The organism is Syntrophorhabdales bacterium, assembly GCA_035541455.1.
GTDB lineage: Bacteria > Desulfobacterota > Syntrophorhabdia > Syntrophorhabdales > WCHB1-27 > JADGQN01.
On sequence record DATKNH010000138.1, the window covers coordinates 15249 to 36872 of the forward strand.

General features: G+C 53.0%; 19 protein-coding genes. 11 read left to right on the forward strand and 8 right to left on the reverse strand.

Annotated elements, in window-relative coordinates:
- Window positions 1-37: 37 nt before the first annotated feature.
- The 3 genes from VMT71_15035 to VMT71_15045 all read right to left on the reverse strand — a co-directional run bounded on the left by VMT71_15035 (window position 38) and on the right by VMT71_15045 (window position 3935).
- Window positions 38-580 (reverse strand): hypothetical protein, encoded by a 543-nt coding sequence (locus VMT71_15035; GenBank protein ID HVN25286.1) that lies wholly within the window; start codon window positions 578-580, stop codon window positions 38-40.
- Between the two features lie 94 nt (window positions 581-674).
- A complete protein-coding gene (locus tag VMT71_15040; protein HVN25287.1) occupies window positions 675-1085 on the reverse strand; it encodes a cupin domain-containing protein in 411 nt (136 codons plus the stop codon).
- Between the two features lie 336 nt (window positions 1086-1421).
- A complete protein-coding gene (locus VMT71_15045; GenBank protein ID HVN25288.1) occupies window positions 1422-3935 on the reverse strand; it encodes a glycogen/starch/alpha-glucan phosphorylase in 2514 nt (837 codons plus the stop codon).
- Between the two features lie 242 nt (window positions 3936-4177).
- Here VMT71_15045 and VMT71_15050 point away from each other — a divergent pair, with 242 nt between their 5' ends.
- The 8 genes from VMT71_15050 to pstB all read left to right on the forward strand — a co-directional run bounded on the left by VMT71_15050 (window position 4178) and on the right by pstB (window position 11466).
- Complete coding sequence (locus tag VMT71_15050; protein ID HVN25289.1) at window positions 4178-4861, forward strand: response regulator; 684 nt, start codon at window positions 4178-4180, stop codon at window positions 4859-4861.
- The gene (locus VMT71_15055; protein ID HVN25290.1) at window positions 4858-6588 is read left to right on the forward strand and encodes an ATP-binding protein; all 1731 of its coding nucleotides are present in this window, start codon (window positions 4858-4860) and stop codon (window positions 6586-6588) included. The genes VMT71_15050 and VMT71_15055 overlap by 4 nt, the downstream gene beginning before the upstream one ends.
- A gap of 158 nt (window positions 6589-6746) precedes the next feature.
- Window positions 6747-7427 (forward strand): phosphate signaling complex protein PhoU, encoded by a 681-nt coding sequence (phoU, locus tag VMT71_15060; GenBank protein ID HVN25291.1) that lies wholly within the window; start codon window positions 6747-6749, stop codon window positions 7425-7427.
- A 2-nt stretch (window positions 7428-7429) separates the two neighbouring features.
- Window positions 7430-8251: a phosphate ABC transporter substrate-binding protein gene (locus VMT71_15065; GenBank protein ID HVN25292.1), complete on the forward strand. Its 822-nt coding sequence runs from the start codon at window positions 7430-7432 to the stop codon at window positions 8249-8251.
- The gene (pstC, locus tag VMT71_15070; protein ID HVN25293.1) at window positions 8244-9107 is read left to right on the forward strand and encodes a phosphate ABC transporter permease subunit PstC; all 864 of its coding nucleotides are present in this window, start codon (window positions 8244-8246) and stop codon (window positions 9105-9107) included. Before VMT71_15065 ends, pstC begins: the two co-directional genes overlap by 8 nt.
- Complete coding sequence (pstA, locus tag VMT71_15075; GenBank protein ID HVN25294.1) at window positions 9104-9940, forward strand: phosphate ABC transporter permease PstA; 837 nt, start codon at window positions 9104-9106, stop codon at window positions 9938-9940. Before pstC ends, pstA begins: the two co-directional genes overlap by 4 nt.
- A 3-nt stretch (window positions 9941-9943) precedes the next feature.
- On the forward strand, window positions 9944-10699 hold the full coding sequence (locus VMT71_15080) for a phosphate ABC transporter ATP-binding protein (protein HVN25295.1): 756 nt from the start codon (window positions 9944-9946) through the stop codon (window positions 10697-10699).
- The gene (pstB, locus tag VMT71_15085; GenBank protein HVN25296.1) at window positions 10699-11466 is read left to right on the forward strand and encodes a phosphate ABC transporter ATP-binding protein PstB; all 768 of its coding nucleotides are present in this window, start codon (window positions 10699-10701) and stop codon (window positions 11464-11466) included. The genes VMT71_15080 and pstB overlap by 1 nt, the downstream gene beginning before the upstream one ends.
- 60 nt (window positions 11467-11526) lie before the next feature.
- Here the strand turns inward: pstB and VMT71_15090 are convergent, their stop codons facing one another.
- Complete coding sequence (locus tag VMT71_15090; protein ID HVN25297.1) at window positions 11527-11733, reverse strand: hypothetical protein; 207 nt, start codon at window positions 11731-11733, stop codon at window positions 11527-11529.
- 156 nt (window positions 11734-11889) lie between these two features.
- Here VMT71_15090 and VMT71_15095 point away from each other — a divergent pair, with 156 nt between their 5' ends.
- Genes VMT71_15095 through VMT71_15105 form a run of 3 tightly spaced genes read left to right on the forward strand, consistent with a single transcriptional unit; the run spans window position 11890 to window position 15155 of the window.
- A complete protein-coding gene (locus tag VMT71_15095; GenBank protein HVN25298.1) occupies window positions 11890-12357 on the forward strand; it encodes a DUF3015 domain-containing protein in 468 nt (155 codons plus the stop codon).
- Window positions 12358-12385: 28 nt separating this feature from the next.
- Complete coding sequence (locus tag VMT71_15100; GenBank protein ID HVN25299.1) at window positions 12386-14323, forward strand: DUF4105 domain-containing protein; 1938 nt, start codon at window positions 12386-12388, stop codon at window positions 14321-14323.
- Window positions 14310-15155 carry an alpha/beta hydrolase gene (locus tag VMT71_15105; protein HVN25300.1) on the forward strand — a complete coding sequence of 282 codons (846 nt, stop codon included), beginning with the start codon at window positions 14310-14312 and terminating at the stop codon, window positions 15153-15155. Before VMT71_15100 ends, VMT71_15105 begins: the two co-directional genes overlap by 14 nt.
- On the opposite strand, the gene VMT71_15110 is transcribed toward VMT71_15105, so the two are convergent.
- From VMT71_15110 to VMT71_15125, 4 genes are all read right to left on the reverse strand, one after another.
- A complete protein-coding gene (locus VMT71_15110; GenBank protein ID HVN25301.1) occupies window positions 15117-17261 on the reverse strand; it encodes an ATP-binding protein in 2145 nt (714 codons plus the stop codon). The two genes, VMT71_15105 and VMT71_15110, sit on opposite strands and share 39 nt — an antisense overlap.
- A 168-nt stretch (window positions 17262-17429) precedes the next feature.
- Window positions 17430-19469, reverse strand: a complete 2040-nt coding sequence (locus VMT71_15115; GenBank protein HVN25302.1) for a tripartite tricarboxylate transporter permease — start codon at window positions 19467-19469, stop codon at window positions 17430-17432.
- 67 nt (window positions 19470-19536) lie between these two features.
- Window positions 19537-20559, reverse strand: a complete 1023-nt coding sequence (locus tag VMT71_15120; GenBank protein HVN25303.1) for a tripartite tricarboxylate transporter substrate-binding protein — start codon at window positions 20557-20559, stop codon at window positions 19537-19539.
- A 57-nt stretch (window positions 20560-20616) separates the two neighbouring features.
- Window positions 20617-21609, reverse strand: a complete 993-nt coding sequence (locus VMT71_15125; GenBank protein HVN25304.1) for a tripartite tricarboxylate transporter substrate binding protein — start codon at window positions 21607-21609, stop codon at window positions 20617-20619.
- Window positions 21610-21624 lie beyond the last annotated feature (15 nt).

The window sequence follows — 21624 nt, forward strand, 5'->3', positions numbered from 1 at the left end:
CGATATTTACACTGACAATGCAACAGTTGAAGGGAGATTATACCGTTGCTGCTTTCACTTCATCTTTCCATTTCTGGAGGCGGCTGCCGAAGGCCTGTTGCGTTTCAGCCGCAGCCTCTTTCCATTCATCCCACACAGTTACGTTAGGCTCGAGGGCGCTGCCCGCTATACCCATTGTCTTGAGCCGCCCCAGGATACGCTTGCGTACATCTTGACTCTTTTTTTCGAGGGCTTCTGAAAACTGTCTCTGCAATGTGTCCAGTTCTTTTTTTAGCCGATTGTCCAACTTGCGGTCCACCACGTGCAGAAGATCAAAAGATTTCACGTCCCCGCCCACATTGAAACCGTTCACGACAATATCAACAAGCAGGGACCGTTTGACGTTCTCCGCCAACTCCAGCCTGTCATACTGGTTGCGAAAATCATCCAGGTCCACTGCCTCCTCAAGAAAACGGCGCGCCAGCACCTTGAGCCTGTTCTCGGCATCCTGGATGAGCGACTGCTGTTTCTCTTTCTCATCCATTACGAGATTTCTCGTTCTCTCCATCGCAAGCTCTATAGCGCTCTTTATCTCGCTCATCTTATATACCCATGTCAATCAACGGGGTTCGCGTCGCGCGTCGGGCAAACCCCACCCGCGAGCAGGTACCCGGCCGCCCTTCCACCCCCGTTCGCTAGGTGGATTCCCCAAGGTCCGGGAAATCTATTTTGGGTGCATCCCCCTTGTCATACAATTGAGGACTATATTCTACAACAGAGGCTTCCTCCAATCCATAGAAGATGTGCCAGCAGCGGGGCTCGATCCGCAGCTTGTCACCTTTTTCCAGGAAATGTTCTTCCTTCTCCTTTGTGTCCATATCGATAAAAACAGCCCGTACCCTGCCGTCAATCACGTAAAAGATCTCCTCTTTCTTCTCGTGGTAATGCATGCCCCGCCAGAAACCCTTCCGGATGGTAAACCAGGCGAGATGACGGATCAGCTCTCCGTAGGCGATCTGCACGAATTCACCTTTTTCTTCTTCCCAGCGCTTGACTCCGTCGAGGTCTCTATTGTCCGGCACTTTCTCAATCTGCAGCTTTTTCATCAAAGCACCACTTTTTTATCACGGATAACAGCGGATAAGAGCTCTGATAATTACGGATGATTCATTTGACCGACCGTGTGATGAAGCGGCACAGCCGGTCAAATCCAGCACCTCCGGTGGGGTATACTCTCCGCGAAGCGACAGAGTGTGGGCAGCATGGACGTTCTATCACCATGCTGGCCACGGGCATAATCATCTGTGAACATCTCTCTTGGCTTCTATCCGCGTTAATCTGCGATAAAGGTTTTAAGTACTTGTGACCGCAACAATATACGGGCAAACAACCGTCAAATCAAGAGAGAGAGCAGGAACCAGAATTGTGCAGCAGTCGCGAGTTTATCGATCTTCGGCGCGGGCGTCCAGCTCTGCTGCACTCAAGCAGTCGCAAGGCTTCACGTGCCAGATATCGGACACATATTCGCAGATGGTGCGATCGGACGAGAATTTCCCCGCGCGAGCCACGTTCAAAACAGCTTTTTCGGTCCAGCGGGATGGATCCTGATACAGCGCGTCCACACGCTCCTGCGCTTCGATGTATGCCCGCAGGTCAGCCAGCAGCATGTAATGATCACCTTCGCGAAGCAGTGCGCGGATAATCGGGTGGAATATACCAGGCTCTCGCCTGCTGAAGGAATCGTCCTCAATCAGCTGAACAGCCCGGCGGATTTCCTCGTCGCTGTTGTACATGACCCATGGGTTGTAAGAGTGGCGCCGTTCTTCAACTTCATCTGCGTTCATGCCGAAGATGAAGATGTTTTCTTCACCAACTTCCTCCATCATCTCAACGTTCGCACCATCCAGCGTGCCGATAGTCAGCGCACCGTTAAGCTGAAGCTTCATATTCCCGGTGCCTGAGGCTTCCGTACCTGCCAGCGAGATCTGTTCGCTGAGGTCTGCTGCGGGTATCATGCGCTCGGCAAGCGATACCCTGTAATTTGGAACGAAGACCACTTTCAGCCGATCGTGCATCAGTGGCTCGTTGTTTATCACGTCACCGATCTGCTCGATCAACTTGATGATGAGCTTGGCCATGAAGAAACCGGGCGCCGCCTTGCCACCGATAAGGATTGTACGGGGAACGTGCTCCTGCGAGGGATTATCCCGGAGCCGGTTGTAGCGGACGATCGCATAGAGGGCAAGGAGGAGCTGCCGCTTGTACTCATGGATTCTCTTGACCTGCACGTCGAACATGGAATCAGGTGAAATATCGATACCGACGCGGGCGCGGATATACCCGGCGAGGTCAACCTTGTTCGCCCGTTTAGCGGCCCTGAATTCCTCCTGGAACTTTTTGTCCTTCGCAAGCGGTTCCAGTCGCCTCAACTGCCCGAGGTCGGTCACCCAGCCGCTGCCGATCACCTTGGTGATAAGACCTGCCAGTCTCGGATTGGCCTTGAGCAGCCATCTCCGGGGCGTAACCCCGTTGGTCTTGTTGTTGAACTTCTCCGGCCAGAAATCCGCGAAATCACGCAGCACACGTTCTTTAAGAAGTTGCGTGTGAATCTTGGAAACACCGTTGACCGAGCAGGAGCCCACCACGGCGAGATGAGCCATGCGGATCTGTTTGCCACCCTGCTCCTCAAAAATACTCATGCGTCGCAGGCGCTCCATGTCAGCCGGGTAACGGTTTGCCACTGCACCCAGGAACCGCGCGTTGATCTCGTAGATTATTTGAAGATGACGGGGGAGGAGTTTCTCAAACATTCCCACCGGCCACACCTCGAGGGCCTCCGGCAGAATCGTATGATTGGTATACCCGGTGCAGGCCGTGGTAATTTTCCAGGCCTGGTCCCAGCCGAGCCCGTTGCAGTCCATGAGGAGCCGCATCAGCTCAGGTACGGCCAGGGAGGGGTGGGTGTCATTGAGCTGGAGAAAGACCCGGTCAGGAAAAACCCTCCAATCTTCCTTGTCCGCCTTGAACCGGCGGATGATATCCTGCAGGGAGCACGACACAAGAAAATACTGCTGCCGCAGACGCAGCTCCTTCCCTTCGAACACGTTGTCGTTCGGGTAGAGTACCTTGGTGAGATTCTCCGCCTGAACCTTGTGTGCAACAGCTTCGACATACGAACCCCGGTTAAAATCCTCCAGGTGAAATTCCTCGGCAGCATGACATGACCATAGCCGCAGCGTGTTCACAGCCTTGCCGCCGTAACCTACCACGGGCAGATCGTAGGGCACACCGATGACAGGCCTGGTATCCACCCATTTCCATTGCAGACTGTCGGGACCGGGTACAGTCTCAACGCGTCCGCCGAAGTGGACCTCGTAAGAGTATTCGGGCCGCGCGATCTCCCAGGGATAACCGTACTTGAGCCAGTAATCGGGCTCTTCGACCTGATAGCCGTTCTCGATGCGCTGATTAAAAATACCGTAGTCGTAGCGCAGCCCGTAGCCGATAGCTGGTATTTTCATGGTTGACATTGATTCCATGAAGCAGGCTGCCAGCCGTCCCAAGCCTCCGTTACCCAGCCCTGCGTCGGGCTCGTAGTTGCGCAAAGCGATCCAGTCAACGCCAAACTGATCCAATATGTCGCGGCATATTTCTTCTATCTTAAGGTTGATGACGCTCAGGCCCAGCAACCGGCCGAGGAGGAACTCGAGGGACAGGTAATAGACACGTTTTACCTTTTTCTTGTGGTGGGTCTGCTGGGTCTCCATCCAGCGGTCGACCAGCCGGTCGCGTACCGCTCTCGCCAGCGCTCGGTATCGATCATCGTCCGTTGCCGTGTATGGATCTTTCGCAAGCGTGTAGTGCAGGTGGTGCTCGAACTGCAGTCGCAGAAAATCAGCAGACTGCCACAGTTCCTCAGTTTCCACCCACTCCTCGACCAGTGAAGGTTCAGGCATACGTCTCCTCGTTGGCAGCACATCATGCAATATCCGAACCAAACTCTCCTGTACTTACCCATTTTTCCGCCGCCGAATCGGGGGTAACACGTGCAATTAACGGAAAATTAACAGAAAATATAAACTGTCTTAACAGGCGCCCCATATCCTTCACCATATGTTGTAAAGTAGAATATGTCGATGTACAATGAACTTACGTATGCCGATGGGAACAAAGTTCTCCCCATCCCTGAGCCTGTTTGATGAATGAGCTGATTGCAGTCATCGATGATGAGCCCGATATCCTCGAACTCGTTTCAGTGCACCTCAAGAAGAACCGGTTCAGGGTGCGCGGCTTTTCCGATGCAGAAGCTCTCTATTCCTTTCTTCACTCTGAAGTCCCGGATCTTATTATTCTCGACCTGATGCTCCCTGACGCTGACGGTTTCGAAGTCTGCAAGCACCTTCGTACCTCAGAAAAGCTTGGCGCTGTCCCCATCATCATGCTCACCGCGAGGGTCGCAGAGACCGACAAGATCCTGGGTCTGGAACTGGGAGCAGATGATTACGTGACAAAGCCCTTTTCTCCTCGCGAGTTGGTCGCCAGGGTAAAGGCAGTGCTGAGGAGAAGGGAACCGCCGCGGGAAGAGATTGAGAGAATAGACGTAGAAGACATCCTCTCGCTCGATCCACAGAAACATGAAGTCACGGTAAGAGGCAGTAAGGTCGACCTCACGTCTACTGAATTCCGTATTCTGCATTTACTCGCCTCAAAGAAAGGGAGAGTTTTTTCCAGAGACCAGATCCTCGACCATCTCTGGGGCAATGAAAAGACGGTCGTAGACAGAACGGTGGATGTCCATATAAAACACGTACGCGAGAAATTGGGACCGGCGGCCAAGCTAATCAAGAACATCAGAGGCGTGGGCTACAAGCTGGAAACATGAAACAGACCATCTTCACCAAATTGTTCGGAGGGTATCTTTTCGTAATCATCCTTCTTTCTACATTCATCATCGTTTTCTCTTTCAGCACCATACGGCAACATTATATAGGATCTCTAACTGACAGGCTCCAGTACATAGGGTCTGCTCTCAGGCCCTCTGTGGTGCCCCTGCTTAACAGGGAGCATACCAGGGCTCTGAACGACCTTGTGCGGAGCGTGGGGCAGGAAACAAGTACCCGAATCACCGTTATCGATTCCCGGGGTGTCGTGCTTGCCGATTCCCAGGAAGATCCGACAAAGATGGAAAACCACGCCGGTCGTCCCGAAATAGTGGAGGCTCTTTCAGGAAAAGTGGGCAGCGCCCTCCGCTTCAGCAGCACCCGGAATCAGGAGATGCTCTACGCCGCCATCCCTTTGGAGAGGGACGGCAAGATTGTCGGCGTGGTCCGGACAAGCATGTTCACCACGCAGATAGAGACTTTGCTCGCAAGCATCAAAGGAGACATTCTCAGTGTCGCCCTCATCATCACGATCCTCTCACTCATAGGCGCTCTGCTTTTTTCGAGGAGTCTCACCAAGCCCATAAAGGAGCTCATGGCTGTAACCCGCAGGGTCGGTTCGGGGAACCTGGGCGCAAGAGTTTTTCTGAAAAAGAAGGACGAGATCGGAAGCCTTGCGGATACATTCAATGCTATGGCGGAACAGCTCAGTGATTCCTTCTCGGAACTGTCCCGCGAAAAAACCGAACTGAACGCCATTGTTTCTTCGCTCAAAGAAGGGCTCGTGGTGCTGGACAAAAGGGGAGCAATTCTCCATTACAATGAGAGCTTTAAAGCCATAGCCGCCACAGACGTAGCACAGGGCCAGCTTTTCTGGGAAGTTTTCAGGAACCCGGATTTCATACAGCTCCTCGATTCGACTCGCAGTCAGAAAACCGGACAGTCCGGTGCGGTAGAAGTCGGGGATACTGTTTACGCGTGCAGTATCACTTTCCTGGGCGATGAAGAGAAGACAGTTTCTATTTTCCATGACATTACTGAAATTAAAAAGCTGGAACGCGTCAAGAAGGATTTCGTTATCAACGTTTCACATGAATTAAGAACCCCCCTTACTGCAATCAAGGGTTTTCTCGAAACACTCGAAGATGAGGTCACTCAACAGGGGCGGAATTACCTCGACATCATTCAAAAGAACACGGAAAGGCTGATCAATATAGTCAGCGATCTGCTTCTTCTCTCTGAGTTGGAGGAAAAACAGGAACTCCAGATCGAGAAGGTCGATCTAAAGGCCCTGGTTCAAAATATCATGCGGCTCTTTGACCATCGTCTGAGCGAGAAAGGACTGACCTTTTCACTCGAGGCTGCGGAAGGTCCACTTATGATGAAAGGGGACCCTTTCCGATTGGAGCAGATGTTTGTAAACCTCATGGATAACGCCGTCAAATACACGGAAAAAGGCTCCATATCCCTCTCCCTGGAGTCGAACAACGACAAGGTTTCAGTCCGGATCAGCGACACAGGCATAGGCATCCCAAGACAGGACCTCCCTCGCATATTCGAACGTTTCTATGTGGTGGACAAATCCCGCTCGAGAAAGTTCGGCGGCACAGGTCTCGGCCTTTCTATCGTAAAGCATATCGTGATGCTCCACAACGGCACCATTCAAGTCCGGAGCAGCCCGAATGTCGGCACAACAATTACAGTGACGCTCCCTGCCGGAGTGGCATAAAGAACAGCCCATCATCCGCTGACGACCGCGTTTCAAGTGAAGAAAAGAGGTCGTGTTTCGCGGCAGCAGAGTACTGCAAATTCCGCTAATACTGTGTTGTAATCAACAGTCTAATCTGCCTATACTGTAGCCATATCCGCCAGGGAGAAAGGGGACCCATGGAAGGCCACATCAGCCGCATATTCGACGAAGAATTGAGAGAGCTGAAAGAATCGATGCTGTTCGAAGGGGAACTGGTTCAGAAGGCGGTGAAGAACGCAGTGACCGCCCTGCAGACGAGGGATTCCGATCTCGCGCGCAAAGTCATACAGGATGATGATGTCATCAACACCAAAGAGGTGGAGATCGATGAATTCTGTCTCAAACTGCTTGCCTTGCGACAGCCTGCTGCGAAGGACTTGCGGTTCATAGCCACTGCCATAAAGATCAATTACGATCTGGAACGTATGGGTGACATGGCGGTTAACATCTGCGAACGGGTATTGGAGCTCAATCAGGAGCCGCAGCTCAAACCTTACATCGATTTGCCTCAAATGGCGGAGATTGCCCAGCAGATGGTTAAAGAAAGCCTTGACGCTTTCGTAAAAGAGGATCCGCAGCTCGCCTGGAAGGTCACCAAGGAAGACGAGGACGTCGATCACCTGAACGAACAGATTTTCCGCGAGTTGCTGACGTATATGTCTGAAGACCTGAGAACAATATCCAGGGCGACGCGACTGCTTTTCATCTCCAAATATTTGGAGAGATTGGCAGACCACGCTGTCAACATCGCCGAACTCGTGATATTTCTCGTGCAGGGGAAGATCATCCGGCATCTGAAGGCTGATCCTGATCCATAATAATGAGAAAAAACCTGGCAACGCCGATAGCGCTGCTTCTATTCATAGCCCTGATCTGCTGGGGTACGTTCGACATACGCAAGTCCGGTGCGAGCCGGAAGGATACGGTTACCCTTGCGGGCTCGACGTCCGTCATGCCTTTCTCCGAAAAACTTGCTGAATATTTTATGGTCGGACACCCCAGATTCTCGATAGAGGTCCAGGGTGGTGGCTCTTCGGCCGGAATACAAGCAGCCATGAACGGAACGGTCGACATCGGCATGTCATCGAGAAAACTGAAGAGCGATGAAAAAGTTCATAAACTAATAACCATCTGCTACGATGGCATTTCCATCATCGTCCACCCCAGTAATCCCCTTCAGGATATCAGTCTGGACCAGATACGGAAGATTTACAGCGGAAAGATCATGAACTGGAAAGAGCTTGGCTGGGTAGACAGGAACATTGATGCCGTAAGCAGAGAAGAGGGTTCGGGCACAAGGGGGGCGTTTGAAGAGCTTGTGATGGGAAAAGTCTTCATCGATGACGGTATCATGGTTCAGGATTCGAATGGTTCAGTGAAGGAGGTCGTAGCCACAGACCCCTATGCAATTGGCTACATCTCGCTCGGCATCGTCGACCAGAAGGTAAAAGCCCTCACGATCGCCGGCATAGCTCCCACCGTCAAAAACATAACCCAGCACAAATACGGCATGGTGAGGCCTTTTCTCTATCTGCTGTCAGCCGAGCCTTCCGGAGCGGTGAAAGTGTTCGTGGACTTCGTACTCTCACGGGAGGGACAAACCATATTGCGCAAAGAGGGACTCGTACCGGTCAATGGCTAGTCAACTTCTCAGTCGGGAACGCTTGATCAAATACCTGCTCGTGATCTCTGCTTTGTCTTCGCTTCTCTTTCTTTTCATTATCTTTGCGTTCATTCTGGGAGAAGGGCTACCCCTCTTTTACAAAGTAGGAACGGTCAACATCATTTTTGGCTTCACCTGGGCACCGACCAAGGGGTTCTTCGGGATTTTCCCTATGATCGTCTCGTCGTACATGGTAACGCTCGGAGCCCTCGTCTTCGGTGCTCCCCTCGCCCTTGGCTGCGCCACCTACCTTTCCGAATACGCGTCACGAAGAATGAAGCTCTTCCTCAAACCTGCACTTGAGCTCCTCGCGGGTATTCCGTCGGTAGTGTATGGCTTTCTAGGCGTCGTTTACATCGTCCCACTGATCAGGGAGCACTTCGGCGGTCCAGGCTTCTCCATCCTTGCCACCTCCATCGTGCTCGGCATTATGATTCTGCCCACAATCATCAGCATCTCTTTCGATTCTCTGATGAGCGTTCCACCTACCTACAGGGAGGCGTCAGTGGCCATGGGCGCGACCAAGTGGCAGACCATCTACAATGTGGTTATTCCGGCCGCCAGGTCGGGCATCCTGGCGAGTTTCATCCTGGGCATGGGAAGGGCCGTAGGCGAAACCATGGCCGTCATCATGGTCGCCGGAAATGCGCTGCGCATACCCATGAGCCTGCTCGATCCCTTGAGAACCCTGACCAGCAACATCGCCCTGGAGCTTGCATACGCCTCCGGGGATCACCGAAGCGCCCTCTTCTCCACGGGAGTGGTGCTACTGACCATCATCATGATACTCAACTTCATTGCCAATTTCTGGGTAAAACGGAAGGTTGCCGGGTGAGACTCAATCCGAGGTTCGCAGACAAGTTCATACGCACTGCCCTGCTGCTCCAGGCGCTCTTCACGGTCAGCATCCTTGTCTTCATCGTCTTTATCGTCTTTATCAAGGGAGCCGCCAACATAACGCCTGAATTTATCTTTTCTTACCCGGAGGACATGGGGCGTCACGGCGGCATATTCCCGGCCATTCTTGGGACAATTTTTCTTGCCGTCCTTTCTATTGTCCTTGCCACGCCCCTTGGCGTGGGCACCGCCATCTATCTAACCGAGTACACCAAGGAGTCCACACTCACCCGTGTGATCCGTTTCGGTGTGGAATCCCTTGCCGGCATTCCATCGATCATTTACGGACTTTTCGGGTTCATTTTTTTTGTCATAAAGCTTAAGCTCGGATGGTCGCTGCTGTCCGGAACGCTGACGATTATGATCATGGTCCTGCCCACGATCATACGCACCGCAGAAGAGGCGATCAAAGCAGTGCCGCGAAATTTGCGCATGGTCAGTTTCTCGCTGGGCGCGACAAAATGGGAAACGGTCACAAAGGTCGTTCTTCCTTCAGCTGCACCGGGGATTCTCACGGGCATCATGCTCAGCGTCGGGAGGGCTGTTTCCGAGACCGCTGCAGTGATCTTCACCATGGGAAGCTCTCTGCGACTACCCACAAGCCTGCTCGATTCAGGAAGAACCATGGCCGTGCACTTTTACATTCTGGCACGGGAAGGCATATCCCTCGAGAAGGCGTATGCGACCGCACTGGTGCTCGTTGTCAGCATTCTCCTGATCAACGTGGCCGCTTATTACACCATGAATAAAATGATAGCCAGGTACAGCTAACCCATGAATACCAAGGTGACGATACGACAGCTGAAGCTGAGCTTCGGCACTAAAGAGGTGTTAAAGGGGATCGACCTCGACATCTATGCGAACAGGATTTACGGATTGATGGGACCGGCGGCAAGCGGGAAGTCGACCCTCATCTCAGTGCTCAACAAGATGGTCAGCTTCGAGGATGGCGTTGCCATAAGCGGAAGCGTGCTGCTCGACGGCCAGGAAATCATTAACGGCCGCATCGACGAGGTACACCTCAGAAAGAGAATAGGAACAGTGTTCGCGACCCCTATTCCCCTTCCCCGTTCAATCTTCGAGAATGTCGCATTCGGCCCGAAGCTCAACAAGAACTATTCCCGAGTCGAGCTCCACGCGCTGGTAGAAGAAAGCCTGCGGAAGGCCTTTCTCTGGGATGAAGTCAAGGACCGGCTGCAGGAATCGGCAACGAAGCTTTCCGGCGGCCAGCAGCAGCGGCTCTGCCTCGCAAGGACGCTCTCCCTGAAACCGGAGATTATTCTTCTTGACGAGCCGTGCTCCGGACTCGATCCTATATCAACCGCAAAGATCGAGGAGGCGCTCGCCGAATTGAAGTACCAGCACACCATTATCCTGGTTTCAAACAACACCAAGCAGATAGCGCGCGCCACCGATTTCGTGGCCTTCTTTTACCTGGGCGAACTGATCGAGTTCGGCCCCACAGATAAAGTCTTCACAACGCCTACCGCCAAGATGACGGAAGATTATATCCAGGGGAAATTCGGCTAATGGCCACAGATACGGACATGCAGGGCTTTGCCTTAGCGACAGAGTCGCTCAACCTGTACTACGGAGGGTTTCACGCTCTCATCAATGTGGACTTCAAGGTAATTAAGAATTCCATAACGTCACTGATCGGTCCCTCGGGGTGTGGCAAGTCAACGCTGCTCCGTTGTTTTAACCGGATGAATGAACTGATTCCCGAGGTCAGAATCGAGGGTGAACTGTACATCAATGAGACCCCTATGGATGAAATCGACGTGATAGATTTGCGGAGAAGAGTAGGCATGGTTTTTCAGCGGCCCAACCCCTTCCCGTTCAGCGTCTACGAGAACTTGGTGTACGGTCTCAAGGTCCATGGCGTGAAAAGGCAGAAGCACCATGAAACAGTCGAGAGATGCCTGAGGGCAGTCGGCCTCTGGGATGACATCAAGGATAGGTTCAAGCAGCCGGCTCTTACTCTCTCGGACGAGATGAAGCAGAGACTCTGTGTTGCCCGCGTATTGACCATCGAGCCTGAAATAATTCTCCTCGACGAACCATGCTCGGCGCTTGACCCCATAGCAACGCTCAGAATAGAAGAGCTGATGGCAGAGTTAAAAAAGGATTACACCATCCTCATCGTCACGCATAACATGCAGCAGGCTGCGCGAGTCTCCGATTATGCAGGCTTCATGCTGCTCGGTGAACTTGTTGAGTTTGGCAAAACAGACCAGATCTTCACATCACCCAAAGACGAGCGGACAGAACAGTACATCACGGGCCGCTTCGGGTAATCGCGCCGGAGGACTCCAACCGGAGCAATTCCCCGCACCTGAGTGTTCCCGCGGTCATAATCACCTGCGGGTCATTCGCTTGTATGCTTTGTGCACGCCATAGCCCAGTAACGCGGCAGTACCTGCAAGCAATGGAATGCCGAACACCACGATGGCATTGACAGCTCGAAATGCCTTCGCAACGGTGGCCAGCTTTCCTTTCTCTTTTTCAGTATCGCCCTGCTTCAGGCTATCTGGCTTGCGCCCATTCTCGTCTCCGCAATTCATCTCTTTGTTCTCGACCTCAGGAGTAGTCTACTATTTTCGCGCGGAAAGTCACGCGATTACTTAACCGATATTTAACATAGATTCACCGTTAATTGACTTGACTTATCGTGCCGGCTGTACTAACATCCCTTATAAAATATCAGAGGAGGTAGGTCAATGAAAAAAACGCTTGTCCTGTTGTTCGTGGGTTTCATGGTGATTGGTTTCAGCACGACTCTGCTTGCCGACCAGAAGAATTACGGCTGTGGTCTCGGCTCGATGGCCTGGGAAGGAAATGACGGCCTTATTTCCCAAATATCGGCAGCGACCACGAACGGCTCTTCCGGTAACCAGACTTTTGGTATCACGTCAGGTACATCCAACTGCACACAGTACTCGGAATGGACCTCAAATCAGAAAGTGAATGTTTTCGTGGCAGACAATATGGACAGCCTGGCAAAAGATATCGCCAAAGGTAACGGCGAGCACCTCGATACACTGGCCTCGCTCATGAACGTACCCCAGAAGGACAGAACAGCCTTTAATGCAAAGCTTCAGAAGAACTTTGCCCGTATCTATACATCTGAATCGGTCAGCGCTCAAGACGTGGTAAGGAATATAGAGGCTGTTATCTCTTCCACGTAATCAGTTTACGATTAGACAATCCCAGGAGATGCTGCGCCTAAAAAAGGCGCGCATCTCCATCTTTCTTTCATGCCTCCTGATTTTATACAGCGCCGGCTTTGCTGCAAGGCTCTGCGCTGAAGATAGTTCTTATCTCGATTCCGCACTGACAGAGGCCCGCGATAAAGCCCTGTATCAAGATCGGTACTGGCAGATCCTCCTTCACTACAACAAAGGCTTTTTCGGCACGCGAAGCCTGATCGACGATCCGAAATTCTTCCTCGCGAAAGACGGCAAGTACAATGCGGCGTCAGAACTTGAGGCAACTATCAGAGGTATTTTCACTAACGAGGTCAGAGACGGAAAGCCTGTGGCCTGCAAGTTTGTGGCGCGATATGCATGGATAAAAGAGAAGCTTCGTCTGGACGAGTCGCGTATCCCTGCTCCGGAATGCAGTAATTACAATGAACCGATCAAGTCTTTCGACAGCCTGCTGGACGAGATGAAACCAGAATCGGTCACGCTCGTTTTTCCGGACGCGCACATCAATAGTCCTGCGTCAATGTTCGGCCACACGTTGCTGGTCATAGAGACCGAGTCAAAAAGTAAGCTCCTCGCGTATGCAGTCAATTACGCCGCGTTCACCCAGGAGACGTTCGGTCCTCTTTACGCGGTTAAGGGTCTCTTTGGTTTCTACAAAGGCTATTTCTCCATGCTACCTTATTACGGCAAACTGCAGGAATACGGCGATATCGACAGGAGGGACATCTGGGAATACCCTCTCAACCTGACCCGGGACGAAACGAAACAGCTTCTCATGCATCTCTACGAGCTGGACAACATTTATGCGTACTACTATTTCTTTGATGAAAACTGTTCCTACGACCTGCTCTTTCTCCTTGAGGCTGCCCGACCCTCCCTGCATCTGACGGATCAACAGAGGTTCTGGGTCATTCCCCTCGATACGATTAAGGACGCGCAAAAGAAAGGCATAGTTCTCGGGGCTGAGTTCAGACCCTCGCAAACAACGAAGATAGAGTACCTCGGGTCCCTGATGACGAGAGATGAAAAAATGACTGCAATCCGTATGGCCAGAGGGCAGCTTCCGCCCGATGAGGGACTGAAGCAGGACGTCCCGCAGCCGGAAAAAAAGATACTGACATACGACCTTTCAATTGATTACCTTCAATACCTGCGCACACGAAAAGAGATACCCACGGAGACGTACATTGAAAGGTTCCTTAAAATCCTGCAGACAAGGAGCAACCTCGGGGCGCAGGATAGCCAACAATACCGGGTGCCTGTTCCGCCGAGACCGGACCAGGGGCACGACCCGAGCCGGATAGGGTTCGCAGCAGGCTCAAAGGGAGGCAGTCCCTTCCAGGAGCTCAGTTACAGGCCTGTCTATCACAGCCTTCTCGATGATGGGAAGGGGTACCGTGAGGGAGCGCAGATCATCTTTGGAGAAACCAGCGTCAGGTACTATTCCCAGGAGAACAAGTTTAAGCTGGAGGGCCTGGACGTCATTAATATCGTTTCTCTGGCGCCCAGGGATATGCTGTTCCAGCCGATTTCCTGGATGGTGGATACCGGCTTGACACAGAGGATCATGAACGACGGTAAGGATCACATGATCGCCCATCTCACTCCCGCCGGCGGATTTTCCTGGAAGAACGACATTCTTGGGCTCTATTATTTTATGGTGCAGTCGAGTTTCACCGCCGGGGGCGCTATCCCGGACAACTACGCAATCGGAGCGGGCGCTTCAGCGGGACTCCTGAGGAAGATCAACGACTCCTGGAGGGTGCACCTCTACGCAAAAAACATCTACTATGGATTGGGAAGCGAGTACAACTTCTTTGAAGCCGGACTCATGCAGAGCGTTATCCTCAGCACTAATTCAACCATCTCTCTCGGTCTCACACGAAGCAGAAGTTACTCTTTCTATCAGACGGAGCTGAAGTGCGGCATCAATGTTTACTTCTGAATTAAAAAAGAATTTTGACCCCCGCCGTAAACTCCCGCTTTTCCCCGCGATCGTTCTACTCATGCTCTTTGTTTTTCCCGGTTGCGGGGCTCAGTTCATGTATCGTCCCGATAAGGTGATCAGGGCTACTCCTGAAGACGAGAACCTCACCTACGAGAGTGTCTCATTTGAAACGGAAGACAGCGTCAGGCTTTCGGCCTGGTGGATACCCGCACAAGAGCAGATCGGCGTGATTCTCTTTTTTCACGGCAACGGTGGTAATATCTCGCACTATCTTGAACCGGTGCTCGTCTGGCACAGGATGGGGCTCAGCACTCTTTCCGTTGATTATCGCGGGTACGGCATGAGTGCAGGCTCTCCCACAGAAAAGGGCACCTACCTGGATGCCGAGGCCGCGTGGCGCTATCTTGTGCGGGAACGGGGAGTAGACCCCCGCTGCATTATCATATATGGAAAATCACTCGGCGGGTCAGTTGCCGCACACCTTGCCCGGGACAGAACGCCGGCTGTGCTCGTCGTCGATTCTTCCTTTACCCGCATCGCAACTGTCGGCCATGAGCTCGTCCCATGGGCTCCGGCGGGGCTTATCCTTGGCAATGCCTACAACACAGTAGAGTATATCAGGTCCGCAAGGTGTCCTGTGCTCATCATACACAGCCGCGACGACGAAATGATTGCCCTTCACCATGCGGAGGAGCTCTACGAAGCTGCTCCCTCTCCCAAGGAATTGCTCCTCACATCAGGATCTCATAACGGGGGTTTTCATCAGTCTCTGCCCGTGTATGAACCCGGGCTAACGAGCTTTGTGCGTAGATACCTTCCCGGCCGATGAATCCTTTGTCTGATCGAGCACTCTGCGCACAACCTCTGCCAGTTCCTTCTTGGCCAGCGGTTTCATCGAGAACTCGCGGATACCGGCTTCCTTTGCTTTTTCAGCCGATACCAGGTCGCTGTATCCGGTGCAGAGGATGATAGGCACCTTCGGGTGTACCTTGAGCATCTTTTTCGCCAGTTCCATCCCCGTCATGTCAGGCATAGTCTGATCCACGATTACGAGATCGAACCGCCCGGGCTGATCGCTGAAGAGCCTCCAGGCTTCCGAAGCATGTTGAGCAAGAGTTACCTGGTACCCGAGTCCCTCCAGCATAGCCTTACCCATTTCGAGGAGCATCTCTTCGTCATCCACAAAGAGTATCTGCTCAGTTCCTGTGGGTGTAGATATTCTTGAATTCTCTTCACTGGTTGTCCTAATCTGCGCAGACGGCAAGAAAACATCAAACCTTGATCCTCTCCCGACCTCGCTTTGCACAGCGATCGCGCCCCCGTGTCCCTTCACCACGCCATGTACTACCGCCAGACCCATGCCCGTGCCCTGACCCTTGCCCTTGGTGGTAAAGAACGGTTCGAATATCCTCCCTCGTACTTCTTCGGGAATTCCGCCTCCGGTGTCCTGTACGGTCAGTTTCACGTAGGTCCCCGGCTTGAGATCGGGATTTACAAAGGAACTGTCCGGAGGAAAGGTGACAGAAGAGACACTGATTGCGAGTTCTCCCCCCGAATCCCGCATGGCATACGCCGCATTAGTGGCAAGGTTGATTATCACCTGCTGCAGCTGCGTCGGATCGGCAATCACGTGATCCTCGTTCGTCGTAATGGCAAGCGGCATACGAATCGTGCTCGGCAGAGAGGACCTTAATAACTCGTACGTTTCTTTTACGACCGACGTGAGCCTGACATCACTTCGTTCGCCTTCGGCTTTGCGACTGAAAGCAAGAATCTGCCTGACGAGCTCTCTCCCCCTGAGACCCGCATCCAACACCCTTTTAAGGTAATGCTGCGCATCGGAATCAGAGGGGATGCGGTCACGAGCAAGCTCCGAAAATCCCATCATCGCCGCAAGTATGTTATTGAAGTCATGGGCAATGCCGCCTGCAAGGGTGCCGATGGCCTCCATTTTGTGAGCCTGGCGAAGCTGGTCTTCAAGTTCCCTCTTCTCCGAGCTGTCCTGCACTAACCCTTCGTAGTATACCTTTATCCCGCTAGAGTCCCTCACTTCCCTGATCTCAAGAGAAACGAGAAATTTGCTTCTATCTTTTCGCCAATGTTCCGCTTCGAGGCCTCGTGCGACTCCCTTATCGTCGAGAAGCTTCCTATGGTGCAAACAGACTGCATGGTCAGTATATAAGCTCCAGACACTGGGGACTTCCCGTATCATTTCCTGAGAGGATTCCCAGCCGTAGATCCTCGCAAGGGCGGGGTTGACACTCACAAACCGTCCTTCTGGAGTGCTCTGAAAAATGCCTTCCAGGGCATTGTCGAAGATGCCCCGATATCTCTCCTCGCTCTCTTTCAGGGCCTCGGCTGCACGGTTGCACTCCTGGAAAAGCTGGGCATTGGCAATAGCACCGGCGATCTGGCTGGCAACACTCTGCGCCAGCGTAATGTCACGCTCACCGTACGCCTTCGTCTGCTTTGACCAGAGCGTAAGGCTTCCGATCACTGTCCCCCTGGCGATCAGGAGCACGGAAAGTCTGGAACGCAGACCGGCTTTGTAAGCGAACAGCAACCCGGGAAAGCGCTCTTGTACCTCCTCGACAGACTCTGGATTAAAAAGAACGGGGGCATAGGAACGTATCATTTCTTCGGTGACAGTCCCCTTGATTGGAAAGACGACTCTCTTCGCTCTGCCTGGGACCTCCATCCCTGCTGTATACGCAGTGGTGATGGTGCCCCCCTGATGATCCACAAGGTTGACCAGAACACGGTCAAAGGGAATGAGTTTATGCACCTCTTCGGCAAAGCGCTCATAGACTTCTTCAATATCGAAACTTGAACTGATGATGCGCCCGATCTCGGCAATAACGCTCGCTTCCTGGGCTAACCGCCGGGCTTCTTCTTCACTTCTCTTCAGCGGCTCCTCTGTACGTTTTCTCTCCATCTGCTCATCTCACAAGAAGCGCGCAACATACCATTCTGCCTCGGGTTTAGCTTTCTTTCTTACGTTGACACACGGGACACGTTCGAGTCTCAGTTGACACCCCCTATTCGAAGCGTAGAATATAGTCTCTATTTTTGCAAGCACAAATCGAGGATTGCAGCTGCGACACTAGATTGAAGAAAACCCTTTGAGCCAGATGAAAAGCTGACCCTTTGGAAATGGAACATGGAGAAGGAGGTCGAATCCGAAATAGATGAACGCCCAGGCGGTTGCGGTAAGAAGAAGTGTCAGCAGCCAACCTTCACGCTCACCCATCTTAAGCTGTATAAACGTGCAGAGCGGCGCGCCAATGGTGAAGCCGAAAAGCCAGATCGAAAGGAACCAGGCGAACGTCCACATGAATACATTAGCAGTACGGAGATTAACCACATGCTTCGGGAGATCTGCCCCTGCTTCCTCCATATCATCGTCATGCCCCTTGCGAGCCTTGCGGCCTGTGAGGTCAAACAGTAACTGTATCATCGCAAACACAAATACCGGGAAGCCTATCACCCACGGGAAGAAGCCGGCGGTAAAACTGAATGTTCTGCTCTGCCACAAGGCAGCGCCGAAAATGAGCACCAGCGCGAGGCTGAAGGCACTTGCCCAGTTGAACTGAAGACGCTTCTTCTGCTGCGCAGTCGGGCCCGAGACAGCTGCCCCATCTTCTTTTTCCTCCCTCTTTTCCCGCATTCTCTTAACCAGCGGATAAAAGGCTCCGGCAAGCGTGAGTGCCATGATCACGAGGACCGCAGGCCGTGAAAGCCAGGCAAGGCCGTAGTTATTGACTGAAAGAAAAAGCCTGCTCTCAGCCAGGTTGCCGAGCACCAGACCAAGGATGAACGGTGGACGCGGCCAATGGAGGCGCTGCATAATCCACCCCAGTACACCAAAAAAGAGCATGAGCACCAGGTCGGGGAAAGCATTCTTTTCCGCAAAGGTACCGAGATAGATAAGAAGGAGAATGATTGGAATGACCACGCTTCCGCGCACGTACGTGATTTTAACCAGCTGGTTCAGGAACAGAAGGCAGACGGCGACCGTAATGATATTGGAGACGACAACGATCCATACAAAAGAAAAGGTAAGCCCCAGATGGCCGCCCTTCGCCTCAGGGATCAGCATGTCAGGACCGGGCACTATGCCCTGGATGAGGAATGCGCCTATCAGAATCGCCATCAGCACGCTGGCAGGAACGCCAAAGGCAACTGTGGTAATCAGACTACCACCCATAGCGGAATTATTTGCAGCACCGGGTCCTAACACTCCCTCCACTGCGCCCTTTCCGAATCGTTCCTTCTCCTTGGAGCTCTGCAGCGCCTGTGCGTAGGCCAGCCACTGGGAGACAGAGGGACCCATGCCGGGAATGATGGCGCAGAAAGTGCCCAGTGCGCTGCAGCGCATGACGAGCCACCAATGGCGGAAGGTATCCCTTATTCCCTGCATGACCCCGCCCAGCCTTTCTATCTGCCCGGTCGCGATGCTGGAACGCTGGATGCCAAGATCAATAATCTCCGGAATAGCAAAAAATCCCATTGTGATGGGCACCAGGCCTACCCCGTCCCACAGAAACACCTGGCCGAAGGTGAAGCGCTGTATGCCGGACTGCGGATCCATGCCCACTGTGGCGAGGAAAAGGCCGATCCCGGCGCCCAAGAGCGCCTTCAGCAAAGCACCGCCGCTCAGTGAGGCGATAAACGTAAGGCCGAGAATTGCGAGCATGAAGAGTTCCGGTGATCCGAACGTCAAGACCAGGGGGCGAACGACAGGGATAAAAAGAGCGAGCACAAAAGCGCCGAATACTGCCCCCACAAGCGAGCTCATCAATACCGCACCCAGCGCCCGGCCGGCCTGTCCCTTCTTGGCCATGGCATGACCGTCGATGATGGTGGCTGCGGTTGTCGGCTCGCCGGGTACACCGAAAAGCACCGAGGTGATATCGCCCGTCGTTGCCAGCACTGAAGCCATGCCAAGGAGAATGGCAAAGGCTTCCACAGGCCGCATCTTAACGATGAAGGGCAGCATCAACGCAATCGTCGCAGGCCCTCCCAACCCTGGAAGAATGCCGACCACAAAACCGATGGCGATGCCAAGCAGCATGAGGCCGAAGGTTGACCAGACAAAGATCTGCGTGAGGCCCGAAATGAATGAATTGATCAGTTCGAGCATAGGCCAAAACTCGAGCAAGCGATGAAGCGAAGATGCGAAGATGCGGAAGAACAGGAGCGCTTCATCATCACTTGTAGTAAATCTCCTTCAGCTTCTGCACCAGCGGCTTCGGCGTCTTAAAAGCATTAAGGACCGCCTGTTCCACTTCTTCTCCGGTGACAGGATCCGCGCCAAGCTTTGCTTTCAGGATCTCATCGACAAACTCCTTATCGCCCATTGTCTTCTGAAACGCACTTCTCAGGAGGTCTGCACGTTCCTTGGGCACGCCAGGCCCAAGGACAAAAGGCCTCGCAAAAACATTATTAAGATGGACGCCGATATCGATCAACTGCCGCCCCTCATCCGTTTTGGCTAGCATCATATCCGTGGGAACTTTGGGAAGGTCCGGCCGCGGTTTAGCTACTGCCTGCATGATGACCCGTGCTTCACCGCTGTCGAAACGTTTTCCCCAGGCTGATTTCATCGCATCCCAGGAAATAACGCTGCCTGCGAGTTCTCCGCTTTCACAGGCAAGCCTTACGTCAGCTCCGCCCTTATAGGGGCCGATAAGCTGTGCGGGCATCGCAGAGACTGCTTTCCATATCTTGATGATCGCGTCTGGTGCATACGCTCCAATTCCTGTTCCACCCAATTTAATCGGCGTCTTTGAACTCATGAACTGTTCTATGCTCGTGATGCCGCTCGCCTTGGTGACAAAGAGGACCGCGTTCTCCATGGAGACGGCGCCGAGATAGGTGAATTTTCGAGCGTCGAACTCGATGCCCGGCTGTTCCAGCACCTGCGCGAAAAGAAAGCCGCCGTTAAAGTGACTGAAGGTCAGACCATCAGGCGCCGCAAGCTTGTAGAGTTGATTAGCACAAATCAACCCACCTGCCCCGGTTATATTCTCAACAATGATCGTCGGTTTGCCCGGGATGTACTTGGGCATATGCCGGGCAAGAATGCGCGCCTCGTTATCGAAGCCGCCGCCCGCTGAGACTCCGACTGTCACGCGTATAGTCTTTCCTTCGTAAAATGGCGCTGCGCCAAGCGTGATCTGCGGACTAAGCGCTATCAACACCACAGCGGTCAGCCAAAGAGCTTTTCTCATGGTCTGGTCCTCCCTTTCGGTTGAGTCGTCAAGAAAATACTGCTCAACGATTTCCGGCTAGTTTTTTCGTATGCCTATCTTTACTGCTATTTCGTAGACTTTCCTGTACTCCTCTTCCCTCAGCTTCCTGACTTCCTCGGGCGATCTGTATTCACAAATATTTCCCAACTGGTCCATCCTGGATTTGGTCAGCTTCACCGCCTGCTCCACCGCCGGAATCAGGACCTTTCTCGCCTGCTCCGGAATCCCGCTCGGAGCCCAGAGTCCCCACCACGTCAGTGGCAGATCCTGTTTGTAGCCCAGTTCCGTGATTGTGGGAACAGACTGAAAAGCAGCCATCTTATTCGTGATGAGGAGAATCCGCATCCTTCCCGCTTCCACGTGCGGCTTCACCTTCGCGACTGCTTCGCAGGTGGCTTCCACATGTCCTCCGAGAACTGCGGTCACTACCGATTCCCCTCCTTCGAAAGGAACATGGGTGAAGTGCGTGCCGGTCATGGATTGGATCATCTCCAATATAAAATGTGGTGATGAGCCTATACCGGTGGTGCTTACACGAACTTTTCCAGGGTTCGCCTTTGCATAGCTGATGAACTCCTGGAAGCTTTTCCATGGAGCATCGGACCTGACGGTTATACTCTGGGGAAGAAAGAAGTGCAGCCCGAGAGACTCCAGGTCCCTGGCCGGATCATAGTGGACGACGTCCGGGTTGGCAATCGGCACATAGACGATGGAAGAGGCACCGCCGTACAGCAACGTGTATCCGTCTTTTTTTGCTCGGACAACCGCATCCGTGCCGAGAACCGTCGACGCTCCGGGTTTATTGTTGGGGATTATCTTCCCGCCGACAACCTTCTCCATTTCCGACGCCAGCAACCTTCCTGTGATGTCTGTCTGCGCACCGGCCGGATTGGGGATGACAATCTGTATGTTGTGGTCCGGATAGCCCGCTGCATCGACCGCGGCAGGAACAAATAGGGCAACACCAATGGTAAAGAATCCCAGCCACCACAAGAAAAAGGACCAGACGCATAAACGGGTGGATATCATCACGTGCACTGCCTC